The following is an 11,845-nucleotide window of genomic DNA, read 5'->3' on the forward strand; positions in this document are numbered from 1 at the left end:
GATTAAAGAACGGCAGTAAACTGCCATTTATTTTCTCGGACCCTGTTTCAGAATCGCTTTCCAGAAACGAAAAAGGCCGGATCACATGGACCCGACCCTCTCCCCTCGCCTTAAAAGTTCGGCATGGAAGGCAACAAATCTCCCCCCTGCCGGAAAGGACAGACCTTAATGGCCAGACCTGTCGCATCATCCGTCTCCACCATCAGGCCGGAAACTGTCGCTTTCCCTCCCGCAGGCTGAAACCGCTCTGTTGGAACCTTCTTGAGCATCTTACGGATGGCATTTTCCTTTTCCATGCCGATCACACTATCATAGTCACCACACATACCAGCATCTGTCTGATACGCCGTGCCACCTCTCAGAATACGATGATCGGCTGTCGGTACATGAGTATGCGTACCAACAACAAGCGACACTCGACCATCATAGAGATGACCAAACCCCATCTTCTCGCTCGTTGTCTCTGCATGAACATCCAGCACAGCCGCATGAACGGTCCCACCCAGACGGTGTTTTGAGAGAATAGTTTCCACGGCCCGGAACGGATCATCCAGCGCATCCATAAAGACACGCCCCATCACATTGATGACCAGAACCTTCCGCCCACAGGGTAGTGTAACAACACAACTCCCATGCCCCGGCGTTCCTTCAGGATAGTTAGCTGGACGGACAACAGCTGGAAGCTGGTCCAGTTGACCGATCAGGTCTTTCCTGTCCCATGCATGATTACCCAGCGTTATGGCATCCACACCACCATCCAGCAGGTCCCGTGCAATCTGAGGAGACAGGCCAAACCCGTGGGACGCATTTTCTGCATTCGCCACGACCATGTCCAACGACAGCTGTTCACGCCAGCCCTTCAACCCGTCCAGAACAGCTTCCCGCCCGGAACGGCCAACGATGTCTCCCAGAAATAACAGTCTCAAAATCTATCCTTCATTCTTCTGCAATGTGAATGATCTCACGGTCCGTTACGATAACTGGCAACCGCCTGTCATATTCATCCATCGGCAGGTTTGCCCGCTCCTGCGATGCCAGACCATATCCTATCAGAGTAGCGTTCGGGTAAAGGGGCAAGGTCCGATCGTAGTAGCCGCCACCATAACCAAGCCGCCCCCCCTGCCGGTCGAACGCCACCAGAGGCACCAGAATAACATCTGGTATTTTCTTCCCTCCAATCGGATGGCTTGTGCCAAACCGCCCCTTCCTCATGGGGATATCTTCCCGCCATTGCCGGAAAATCAGGGGATTTCCTTTAGGAGGTGTCTCCGGCAAAACGACCTGATAGCCGGCCCGTACCAGATGCTTACAAAAAGGGCGTAGATCGACTTCTCCGGGCAGTGGCCAAACAGCCGCCACAACCGTGGGACGAAGATGATGAATCAGGCCGAGAAGACTGGAAGAAAGCTGACGATTCTGCCGGGGCGTGACAGTACGGCGGGATGCCAGAACCTCTCGCCGAATGGTGGCTTTATCCTGATCGGATGAAGACAGGGACGTGACCATAAAATCCGTACTCGTGAAGCTGCCTTGACCGTTGGTCTCATCAGCCCTCCCGGACCTGCTAGGGCAGGTGGGCACCGGTAGTAACGTGACCACAGCCACGACAGAGCCAGTTCCCTTGGAAGTGCTTATCGGCCCAGAGGTTGATCGTGCCTGACGCGCCAGGCAGCTTCATGCCTCATATTGCACTTCTGCCCGGAGATAGACAAGCACCGGGCAGTCACTTTCCTACTGATTGTCCTGATGACAGTCTTCAGGACTCTGTAGCCTCATCATCTTTCTGCCGTGCAGGGCTGAGACTATCCTCCACCCGCTGGAGAAGATTACTGGCTATGTCGGCAGCATCAGCGAGCCGTCCTGCCGTCTGCCTATAGGAAGCCTCAATCTGACGGCTGCGTTCCAGCTGAGCCCGCTCCTCATCCGTCATCTGTTTCTTGCGGGCCTCATAAAGATCATCTGCCATGATGAGGGAGACAAGAAACAAAGCTTCACCATCCCCACGAGGGGCCAGCGTCCGGCGGACATCCTCCAGCCTTTTGGCAATGGAATCCGCCAGCTCTTTCAGATGTTCTTCCTCACCATCCTGACAGCCAACCGTATAGCTGACACCACCAACTGGAAGCGTTACATGAGCCATAGGTCTTATCCTTCCTCTTTTGCCGTGGGAGAGGCTACATCACCGTCACCTTTTTCGCCCATGGCGAGGAGATCACGCAGCCGGGCTTCTAACGCTTCGATCCTCTCCAGCAGAGCCTTTTTTATCTCATTCTGGTGTGTCCGCTCTGCCTCGGCCTGAATCTCCTGCTGTTCCAGAGCAAAGCCAAGCTGCACCAGAGCAATCTCCAGCCGCTCAAGATCCGGATTTTTCTGCATAATCCCCAACGGGTTCCCCTCCTGCACTGACATCCCCTTCCCTTATGGCCTATGATGCGTTTCCATCCGGTACGACTCTCCCACAGGCGGAAGCCTCTTTCCCAAGGCAGGCGCATGACCGTCCTCTATACATGATGAGGCCAGAATGACCGATCTTCGCAGCGCGTCAAGCATCTTTCCGCCTTTCCCGCAGCCTGTCATTGCCATTTCCACCCGTCCAGCCCTTCTACGGGCCTGCCAGTATTTTGGTGAACGCCCCTTTACCACACTCTCCCCCGCTCATGCTGGGGCCAGTTTTGGGATCCACTGGTGGCTCAGCCTCATGGAAGGTACGGCCATTCCTTCCTTACTTGATTGCGGAGCCAGCACTGCCCTCGCCCTTGAGGCGCTGCATGCAGGCATTGCCGGGGTCATCTGCCGTGATTTCCGAGCCGGATTACCTTCTGGAATGAAAGGCCGCCTGCTCTCTCACCGCCCTCCCTGTACCGACATTCTTGCCCTGACTATCACATAAAGAATGAAATACTGGTCAATAAGGGAGCAATCTGCCACATCTGACGATCATGAATCACTGCGATCTCTACCCTGTCATTCCCTCACTCCCTGTTCTGACAGAACTTCAGGAGCATCTCCCATCCCTACTGGCGCAGGACAGCGTTACAGCCCTGCGGCTCTGTTTCGACCAGCAGCCTGACCAGAAGCAGCTCGAAACACTCCGCCAGATGGTCTGGAAGCACGATGTGGCCCTCATCCTTGCTCCAGCCGAGCTTTCCCTTCTGAAAGACATTTCACTGAGAGAAATTGACGGTATCCATCTCTCCAGCCCGGCGGATGTCAAACCATTTGCCGAGCGAAAAGACCGCCCTAAGAACCTGCAAATTGGCTGCACCTGCCTGACGCTTGATGATGCCATGTCCGCCGGAGAACGGGGGGCAGACTATGTCAGCCTGCCAGCCACCGGGCTGACAGCACTGACACAATGGAGCCTGATTGCCGAGCTTCCTGCCGTAGCGGAAAATGTTCTTTCCGCCGAGGAGGCCCGTGCCGCTGCAGAGGCTGGAGCGGATTTTCTGGCCATATCCCTCACCTCAGACAGTGATGCCATGGAACGCTTTAAAGCCATAAGCGCTGCCCTGTCTTCCTGAAACTGAAGGACAGGCCAGACCGTTACGGGTAATAAGGCAGGATCGAATCGGTGACGTACAGAACACCGTTGGACTGCCGATACCCGTTTCCGGTCAAGGTCACCGTACCATCCTTGCCAATGACCTCCACACCGCCCCCTTCCATGGGCTTGAGAATCACATCGTGCCCCGGCCCCGCCAGCGTGGGCACCTGAATGCTCCCGCCTTTCTTGGCTGCCTGCCGCCGGATTGTTGGCAAATCCCAATGCCCGATAAGGATCATCTGGCCGATTAGCCCGGCGAGATAAGCATGTTTTGCCGGTTTCATGAGGTCCGGCATATCTTCATGACGGTACATCTCAAAGGGTTCGTTGGGTACAGCCAAAACGGTGTGATCTTTTCCACCATCAAGATAAGGCCAGTATCCAGCTCTGATGACAGCAGCCTCAAAATCTGCCAGCTCGATGGCACTCACCAGATTATCACTCAACGGACGGTCTTCATAGAAGAAGACCGGCGGCACATGATAGGCGCTTCGGGGGTTGGGAGGCGCATCATACGGAGCAGGCTTATAATGACCCGTGATGCTCTTGGCTTCCGGCGCTGGGGCCACACGCATGGAGCCCCGCACTGAGAGCGGGTCCTGCCTGTCCAGCGGGCTGGTCTTGCACCCTGCCAAGAGAGCCATGCAGGCAAAGCCGAACAGCGCAGGCAGGGAATGCCTGTAACGGAACTGCGTCATGGCGCTCAACATCCTCCCCCATGCATTTTCCACCCTACGACCCTGTCCCCAACCACCTCAAAGGTCGTCTGACAGGTAGAGCTGTAATAGCTTGGTGGAATGTTGATGCCACCCCATCCACCGTAGCCATAGCCGTAACCACCGCCCCAGCCCCAATCCCAACTGGAATAGCCCGGCGAATACTGCGTTTCCGTCTCGATATAGGAGATGAAATTATGCCCCTGCACCTCGTAGGTACGGGCAGGCACACCAAAACGCCGTAACACGTCCACCGTGGACTGTCCCACCATGGCATTCAGCACCTTCGGCCGCTGGAGTGCGGGCGTAGAACACCCCGCCAACAGCATGACCCCGCCCAGCGCCAGCCATCTTCCCCATATGGCTGCACCACCTGCCTTCTGTCTCATACCCCTCCCCCCGATCATTCAATCCAGACTATTCTCATCAAAAGCTGTTTCAACAGGGTAACCAAAGAATCTCCTCAAGACGAGGGGCTCCTGTCGCCAGCATCACAAGCCGGTCAAATCCCAATGCAATGCCGGAGGTTGGGGGCATATCAGCCAGCGCCTCAAGAAAGGCTTCATCCAATGGCCAGTCCTGTTCCGGCGTGATCTGCATCCGCCGTGCCCGGTCTGCTTCAAAACGCTGGCGCTGCTCCTGCGGGTCCGTCAGTTCCTCAAAGGCATTGGCCAGCTCCAGCCCGGCAGCATAGAGCTCAAAACGCAGAGCCACTCGTGGATCAGCCGGATCACGCTTGGCCAGAGCAGCCTGTTCAGCAGGCCAGTGCGTCAGGAAGGTAGGACGTTCCCGCCCTATATGTGGCTCGATCCTGTCCAGCAGCAGACGGAAGAACAAATCTTCCCAGCTCTCGCCATTCCGCAGCGCCACACCGGCATCATGCGCCAGACGAGTAGCATCCCCGGCACTGGCCAGCAGGTCCACCCCAACATGGCGGGCAAAAGCCTCCTGCATCGTCAGGCGCTCGAAAGGCTGCGTCAGGTCCAGCGCATCCTCTCCGTAGGACAGATGGGGCGGAAGAACAGAACGTAATAGATGTTCCGTTTCATCCATGAGAGACGACAGGGACGCACCGGGACGGTACCATTCCAACATTGTGAACTCCGGCATATGGGTCGCACTCCGCTCGCCATTGCGCCAGACACGGGCCAGCTGGAACAGGGGCAGCCCGGTCGCCGCCACAAGGCGCTTCATGGCAAATTCAGGACTGGTATGGAGGTAACGGGGCTCTGCCGTCCCATCGGGATGATCCAGCACCGTACGAAAACAGCGCAGATGCACCTCCTCCCCCGGCGCAGGAACAGCGTAAGGCGTCTCGACTTCCAGATAGCCACGCCCTTCGAAAAAGGCCCGCACGCCCCGCACCATCCGGGCTCGGCGGCGCAGAAACGGCAGGCGCTCCTGTATCCGGGCAGTTTCCTGCCCTACTTTCCTGTCCGTCATGCCCATCCTTTCCATTCCTATGGCTCTCGTTCTTTCATAAGGCAGCCACCCTGTGCAGCACCATAGTAGAGTTTCCTTGCAGAAAGCCGTCTCCTTTCGCTAGAGCAGCCCCATGCAAGACCCTGCCTCACCCTCCGCATCACACAGAACCCTCCGCAGCACTCAGGCACTTCTGGAGGCAAAGCTCATCACGCCGGAGCAGGTTCCTGCGCTGGAGGCCGTAGCCGAACGCTATGCCACCGCCATTCCCCCAGCCTTCCAGAAACTCATCACCAGCCCGGATGATCCGATAGCCCGGCAGGTCATTCCCGATGCACGGGAATTGCAGACCATGCCTCATGAAAGTGAAGACCCGATTGGGGATGACGCCCTCTCCCCCGTTCCCGGCATCGTGCATCGTTATGAAGACAGGGCCCTGCTCAAGCCGCTCCTGATCTGCCCGCTTTACTGCCGCTTCTGCTTCCGGCGGGAACATGTCGGCCCTGATGGAGGACTTCTGGGAGAGGAAGCGCTGGAAAACGCCTTCCACTGGATCGAAACGCACCCGCAGATACGGGAAATCATCCTAACAGGCGGAGACCCACTGATGCTCTCCCCCCGCCGGATGAAGCACATCATCCAGCGGCTATCCTCCATCGCCCATATCGACATCATCCGCATTCACAGTCGTGTCCCCGTTGCCGCCCCAGAACGCCTGACCCCGGAACTGCTGGATGCGCTGGAAACCGACCGTGCCCTCTGGATGGTTGCCCACATCAACCATGCCCGGGAACTGACGGAAGAAGCCCGTCTGGCCGTGCGGCAGATGCTCGGCCGGGGTATTCCTGTCCTTTCCCAATCCGTCCTCCTCCGGGGCGTGAATGACACGACTGAATCGCTGGAAGCCCTGCTGCGTGCGCTGATCGCCGCCCGCATCAAGCCCTATTATCTCCACCATCTCGATTCCGCTCCCGGAACGGCACATTTCCATGTCCCAGTAGAGGAAGGCCGTGCATTGCTAGAAAGCCTGCGGGGCCGGGTCTCCGGTCTGGTCTGGCCAACCTATGTCGTGGATATTCCCGGCGGGAAAGGCAAAGTCCCGCTCGGGCCAGATTATCTTGTCCCCTCATCACCTGATGAAACCTCCGCCCCCTCACAGGCACGGGGACCGGACGGAAAGCACTATCCTTTTACCTAGAGCGTGCAGAAGGGAGCTTGCACAGCCCCCATCGACACGGCTAGAAGTCTCCCAGAGCTTCGGCGCCTCTGCCCGACCATATGGCAGAATGCCCTGAGCAATACCCGATCTTTTGCATGTACATCAGGAGCTGACATGAAACAGCAAGCCAACCTCATCCGGGCCGGGCAGGTCATTGAACATAACGGCCGCCGCTGGACCGTTCTCAAGCAGCAGATTCTGACACCCGGCAAGGGCGGTGCCTTCATTCAGGTGGAGATGCGTGACCTCGCCAGTGGCAACAAGAGCAACGAGCGGTGGCGTACCGCCGATACAGTCGAGCGTCTCATCACCGAAGACAACGACTACATCTACTCCTATATGGATGGCGACAACATCGTCCTCATGGACCCGGAGACATTCGAGCAGACCATGCTGCCGAAGGACATCCTTGGCGATCAACTCCCCTTCCTTCAGGACAACATGACGATCAGCGTCAAGCTGGTTGAGGGCGACCCGGTTGCTGTTACCCTGCCACCTCAGGTCACGCTGGAAATTGCCGAGGCCGATCCGGTCGTCAAGGGTCAGACAGCCAGCTCCTCCTACAAGCCTGCTGTTCTCTCCAACGGTGTGAAGGTCATGGTGCCGCCCTTCATCGAAGCTGGTGAACGCATTGTCGTACGCACGGAAGACGCCACTTACGTTGAGCGTGCCAAGGACTGATCATGCGTCTTTCTCCCCATATGGCTGTCATGCAGAACACCGCGCAGAAAGCGGCGCGGTCCCTCCTGCGTGACTTTGCTGAGGTCGAGCAGCTTCAGGTCAGCATCAAAGGTCCGGGAGACTTCGTCTCCCAGGCCGATATGAGGGCCGAAAAGACTATCCGTGAAGAACTGGCCCGTGCCCGCCCCGGCTATGCCTTCCTGATGGAAGAAAGCGGTGCCTCCGGCGGTGACAACTGGACATGGCGCTGGATCGTGGACCCGCTGGACGGCACGACCAACTTCCTGCACGGTATTCCCCACTGGGCCATTTCCATTGCTCTCCAGCGCCGTCATCCCAATGGGGATGTCGAGCTGGTGGCTGCCGTTGTCTATAACCCGGCTTCTCATGAAATGTTCTGGGCAGAGAAAGGTGTCGGTGCCTTCCTGAACGAGCGGCGCATCCGTGTGTCTGCCCGGCGCAAGCTGTCTGAAGCCGTGTTCGCTACGGGCATTCCTTTCGCCAAGGTTCCCGCTCAGCACCGCCTGCCTTTTGGCCGTGTACTGAGTAGCCTGATGCCAAAGGTAGCCGGCATCCGCCGCTGCGGTGCCGCCGCTCTGGACCTCGCATGGCTGGCCGCCGGTCGCTATGAAGGCTACTGGGAACTGGGACTGAAACCATGGGACTGCGCCGCTGGCCTGCTGCTGGTGCGTGAGGCCGGTGGTCACGCCACGGACGATCAGGGCCGTGACCTCGGCGCCCTTGATGATGACGTGAACGTAGTGGCTGGTAACCAGCACTTCCACGCTCCCCTACGGGAACTGGTCCACAACGCCATCACACAGGACTGATCCCTCCCTGACTATACAGGCCGGGGTCGGGAGCCGTATCCACGGGCGTGATTACGCTATAAAGATTGCAGGATACGGCTCCCCCGCATAGGATGCAGGCATGAAAAATCGGTCGGCCTTCCTCTCCTCTCTGCTTTTTGCCCCTGTTCTGGCAGGGCTTGCGGCTGCACCAGCCGTTCAGGCTCAGGTGTCCACCAATCTGGACGCCCTGCCCAGCGCTCCTCCCGCCCAGAAAGCGGCCCATCCGTCTGTCCAGCACAGCCATGTTGCTGCTCAGCCGCCGCATGAGAGCACTCCCCCAACACCGCCTACACCCCCCGGCTACACACGGGTCCCCAGCATTCCGGCGGAAGCCCCCAAACCGGTCGCCATAACGCCGCCAGAGTTTCCGGTCGTGCTGCACCCCCCTGTCCCCGCAGCAGATGTCCAGCCCGATAAAAACAGCCACAGCCGGACTGAACAGCTTCCGCCCAATGGCCTGCGTGTCCTGTTCGATACAAACAGCACCACCCTGAACGCCGCCACGATCGAGGCCATCCGCCATTATGCCACAGGCATGGCCCCCGAAAGTGAGACCCGTCTTGTTCTTCGTAGCTACGCCACGTTGCCGGGCAATGACGTATCCATGCCCCGCCGCCTATCACTATCCCGGGCTCTGGCTGTCCGTAGCCTTCTGGTGCAGAGCGGTGTAGCCACAACACGAATCTATCCCATTGCTCAGGGGCGACCCGACAGCACCGACACCGCACCAGCGGACCGGCTGGACATCCTCCCCGAAGCCAACCCTGCTCCTTCAGACGACTCTGAAAAAGGAAACACGGCGCCATGACACGCCCGACACGCTATCTTGTCCGCATCATTGTCTTTCTTCTGATCATTCTGGGGCTGGCTTTCGCCCTGCGGAGCGTGCTGATCCATGCCTTCATGGTGAATCCGGGGCTGGATGGGGTCATTATTGCCATCCTCCTGCTGGGCATCATCTGGAATATCCATCTGACGACCCGCCTTTTCCCGGAAGTCCACTGGGTCAACATCCTGCGGCAGCCACGGGCAGGACTGAAGGTGCCGGAACCACCCCGTCTTCTCTCCCCTATGGCCCGTGTCCTGCGTGCCCGGCGGGACCAGAATCCCCAGCTCGCTTTCTCCACCCAGACAACCCGTGCCATGCTGGAAAGTCTTGAGGCCCGGATGGATGAAGGGCGAGAAATTTCCCGCTACATCACGCAGCTTCTCGTCTTCCTCGGTCTGCTGGGGACATTCTATGGCCTGATTCTGACCGTGCGCTCCGTTGCGGATGTCATCAGCGCCATGCCGTCTGGTGGGGCTGACCTTTCTGCCATGTTCGATCATATCAAGGCCGGGCTGGTCAAACCGCTTGGCGGCATGTCCACGGCCTTCTCTGCCTCCATGTATGGTCTGGCCGGGTCGCTCATCCTTGGCTTCCTCGACCTGACAGCCGGGCAGGCCCAGAACCGCTTTGCCAATGAAATTGAAGAATGGCTGGCTGACCAGACATTCCTTGATGCTCCCAACACCGAAACTGACCAGCCTGCCACCACAGCGCCCCATGCCCAGAACGACAAGAACACAGCTCTGGAGGCATGGCTCCCCCGTGTGCAGGATTTCATGCGCCTCACAACGGAAAACGTGGCTCTCCTTCAGCAGAACATCACCATTCTGCGCCGCATTCTGGAAAATGATGAGGATGAGAAAGACCGTCTCACAGTCGGCCTGCGCAACCTGAACGAAACTCTCCAGAAAGTCCGTGCTGACATGGCTCAACAGCCCCTCAGCGCCCCTCGTGACGATCAGGCCGTTATTGCCAGCAAGCTGACGGAGATCAGCGACTCTCTCCGTCACGGACAACCCCAGACAGGAAACGCTACCCGTGAAGGTCAGGGCTCCCTCATTGAGAAGCTGACCCGCATCAGCGAAAACCTGCTTCACCACCGTGAGGCGTCTCCCCAGCAGCAGGACAAGGCTTTGCGGGACGGGCAAGCCACCATCATCCAGAAGCTGACCGAGATCAGCACCGCCCTTCATCACACACGTGAGGCCACCACCCAGCGACAGGATGCAGCCCTCCAGAAGGGACAGGATGCCATCATCCAGAAGCTGGCGGAAATCAGCGAAGCGCTTCGCCATAACCACAATGCTGCGCCAGCTTTGGACCTCTCACCGCTCAAGGACACGCTCCAGCAGATTGAGGAAAGCAATCACGCCACACTGCGGACCATGAAGGCCCTCAGTAACAGTGTAAGCCAGCGTCATTTCGAGGACCCCGCCGTTACTCAGCTTCTTCAGGACATGGACCGGCAACTGCTCGGCCTGCGCAATGACATCGTCCTGCTGGCCAAAGGCGAGAATCCTGCACGTTCTGCCCGGCATGAGGAGGGCTGACCATGGCCCGCCGCCGTCATCGTTCCGGTTCGATCAACGCATGGCCCGGCTATGTGGATGCCCTATCTTCCCTGCTGATGGTGGTCACCTTCGTGCTGCTCGTCTTCGTGCTGGGGCAGGAGTTCCTGTCTGCCACCATCAGCCAGAGGGAACATGCGCTTGAGAACCTGAAGCAGGAGCTCAGCCATCTCAGTGAGATGCTGTCCCTCAGCGAGGCGAAAGTGAAGACACTCGCCAAAGCCGAGCAAGACCAGCGCGCCATGGTGGCCAGCCTCCAGACCCAGCTGGATGAAAAACAGCACAAGCTGGATGATGCCGAAAACCATGCCAAAGAAGTGGAAGGCGCTCAGCTTGGTAATATTGCTGACCTTTCCTCCCAGATCACGGAGCTGACACGTCAGCTTCAGGCGGTTTCCAGCGCTCTGGAGCTGGAAAAGAAAAACGAGATGGACAAGGATGCCCGCATCGCCGAGTTGGGCCAGAAGCTCAACATCGCTCTGGCGGACAAGGTTAACCAGCTCCAGCGTTACCGCTCCGAGTTCTTCGGCAGATTGAGGGATATCCTCAAAAATCAGCCGGGCATTGCCATCGTGGGCGATCGGTTCGTCTTCCAGTCGGAAATCCTGTTCCCCAGTGGCAGCGCAACCCTTACCCCTACGGGACAGAAACAGATTCACACACTGGCCCGTACCTTCCGAGAAGTGGCGGCCACCATTCCACAGGATGTCCCGTGGATTCTGCGTGTCGATGGCCATGCGGACCGCCAGCCAATCCGCTCCGCTTATCCCAGCAACTGGGAGCTTTCATCAGCCCGTGCCATCACGGTCGTCAAAACCCTGATTGCCAGTGGCGTGGACCCTCACCACATTGCCGCAACGGCGTTCTCCGGCTATCAGCCGCTGGATAACGGCACGAGCCCCGAAGCTCTGGCCCGCAACCGGCGGATCGAGTTCCGCCTGACAGACCGTTGATCCCATCAGGCGGTGGGGTTCCCTCTCCACCGTCCTTTCTGCTGACAGACCTTCACGAATCA

General features: G+C 58.3%; 15 protein-coding genes and 1 other RNA gene. 8 read left to right on the forward strand and 8 right to left on the reverse strand.

Annotated features, from left to right (window positions below; translation table 11 throughout):
- Positions 1-110: 110 nt before the first annotated feature.
- From NQF86_RS08800 to NQF86_RS08820, 5 genes are all read right to left on the reverse strand, one after another.
- Complete coding sequence (locus tag NQF86_RS08800; protein ID WP_266117280.1) at positions 111-926, reverse strand: TIGR00282 family metallophosphoesterase; 816 nt, start codon at positions 924-926, stop codon at positions 111-113.
- Positions 927-936: 10 nt separating this feature from the next.
- The gene (locus NQF86_RS08805; protein WP_266117281.1) at positions 937-1,506 is read right to left on the reverse strand and encodes a 5-formyltetrahydrofolate cyclo-ligase; all 570 of its coding nucleotides are present in this window, start codon (positions 1,504-1,506) and stop codon (positions 937-939) included.
- A 12-nt stretch (positions 1,507-1,518) separates the two neighbouring features.
- Positions 1,519-1,678, reverse strand: a non-coding RNA gene (gene ssrS / locus NQF86_RS08810) — 6S RNA.
- Positions 1,679-1,756: 78 nt separating this feature from the next.
- Complete coding sequence (locus NQF86_RS08815) at positions 1,757-2,140, reverse strand: cell division protein ZapA (RefSeq protein ID WP_266117282.1); 384 nt, start codon at positions 2,138-2,140, stop codon at positions 1,757-1,759.
- 5 nt (positions 2,141-2,145) lie between these two features.
- A complete protein-coding gene (locus NQF86_RS08820; RefSeq protein WP_266117283.1) occupies positions 2,146-2,409 on the reverse strand; it encodes a hypothetical protein in 264 nt (87 codons plus the stop codon).
- 112 nt (positions 2,410-2,521) lie between these two features.
- Here NQF86_RS08820 and NQF86_RS08825 point away from each other — a divergent pair, with 112 nt between their 5' ends.
- Both NQF86_RS08825 and NQF86_RS08830 read left to right on the forward strand, forming a co-directional pair.
- Positions 2,522-2,890 carry a hypothetical protein gene (locus tag NQF86_RS08825; protein ID WP_266117284.1) on the forward strand — a complete coding sequence of 123 codons (369 nt, stop codon included), beginning with the start codon at positions 2,522-2,524 and terminating at the stop codon, positions 2,888-2,890.
- 49 nt (positions 2,891-2,939) lie between these two features.
- Entirely contained in the window at positions 2,940-3,521 is a 582-nt protein-coding gene (locus NQF86_RS08830; RefSeq protein ID WP_266117285.1) for a thiamine phosphate synthase, read from the forward strand.
- Between the two features lie 22 nt (positions 3,522-3,543).
- On the opposite strand, the gene NQF86_RS08835 is transcribed toward NQF86_RS08830, so the two are convergent.
- Genes NQF86_RS08835 through epmA form a run of 3 tightly spaced genes read right to left on the reverse strand, consistent with a single transcriptional unit; the run spans position 3,544 to position 5,703 of the window.
- The gene (locus NQF86_RS08835) at positions 3,544-4,242 is read right to left on the reverse strand and encodes a hypothetical protein (protein WP_266117286.1); all 699 of its coding nucleotides are present in this window, start codon (positions 4,240-4,242) and stop codon (positions 3,544-3,546) included.
- Between the two features lie 5 nt (positions 4,243-4,247).
- The gene (locus tag NQF86_RS08840; protein ID WP_266117287.1) at positions 4,248-4,649 is read right to left on the reverse strand and encodes a hypothetical protein; all 402 of its coding nucleotides are present in this window, start codon (positions 4,647-4,649) and stop codon (positions 4,248-4,250) included.
- Between the two features lie 49 nt (positions 4,650-4,698).
- The gene (gene epmA / locus NQF86_RS08845; RefSeq protein WP_266117288.1) at positions 4,699-5,703 is read right to left on the reverse strand and encodes an EF-P lysine aminoacylase EpmA; all 1,005 of its coding nucleotides are present in this window, start codon (positions 5,701-5,703) and stop codon (positions 4,699-4,701) included.
- Positions 5,704-5,815: 112 nt separating this feature from the next.
- Between epmA and NQF86_RS08850 the strand changes: the two genes are divergently transcribed.
- The 6 genes from NQF86_RS08850 (at position 5,816) to NQF86_RS08875 (ending at position 11,783) form a co-directional block, all read left to right on the forward strand.
- Positions 5,816-6,880, forward strand: coding sequence for a lysine-2,3-aminomutase-like protein (locus NQF86_RS08850; RefSeq protein WP_266117289.1), 1,065 nt, complete (start codon positions 5,816-5,818; stop codon positions 6,878-6,880).
- Between the two features lie 135 nt (positions 6,881-7,015).
- Entirely contained in the window at positions 7,016-7,582 is a 567-nt protein-coding gene (gene efp / locus NQF86_RS08855) for an elongation factor P (protein ID WP_266117290.1), read from the forward strand.
- Positions 7,583-7,584: 2 nt separating this feature from the next.
- On the forward strand, positions 7,585-8,412 hold the full coding sequence (locus NQF86_RS08860; RefSeq protein WP_266117291.1) for an inositol monophosphatase family protein: 828 nt from the start codon (positions 7,585-7,587) through the stop codon (positions 8,410-8,412).
- 100 nt (positions 8,413-8,512) lie between these two features.
- Positions 8,513-9,241, forward strand: a complete 729-nt coding sequence (locus NQF86_RS08865) for an OmpA family protein (RefSeq protein ID WP_266117293.1) — start codon at positions 8,513-8,515, stop codon at positions 9,239-9,241.
- On the forward strand, positions 9,238-10,812 hold the full coding sequence (locus NQF86_RS08870) for a MotA/TolQ/ExbB proton channel family protein (protein WP_266117294.1): 1,575 nt from the start codon (positions 9,238-9,240) through the stop codon (positions 10,810-10,812). Before NQF86_RS08865 ends, NQF86_RS08870 begins: the two co-directional genes overlap by 4 nt.
- 2 nt (positions 10,813-10,814) lie before the next feature.
- Positions 10,815-11,783, forward strand: a complete 969-nt coding sequence (locus NQF86_RS08875) for a peptidoglycan -binding protein (protein ID WP_266117295.1) — start codon at positions 10,815-10,817, stop codon at positions 11,781-11,783.
- Positions 11,784-11,845 lie beyond the last annotated feature (62 nt).

It is taken from the genome of Bombella pluederhausensis (assembly GCF_026385525.1).
Taxonomy (GTDB): domain Bacteria; phylum Pseudomonadota; class Alphaproteobacteria; order Acetobacterales; family Acetobacteraceae; genus Bombella; species Bombella pluederhausensis.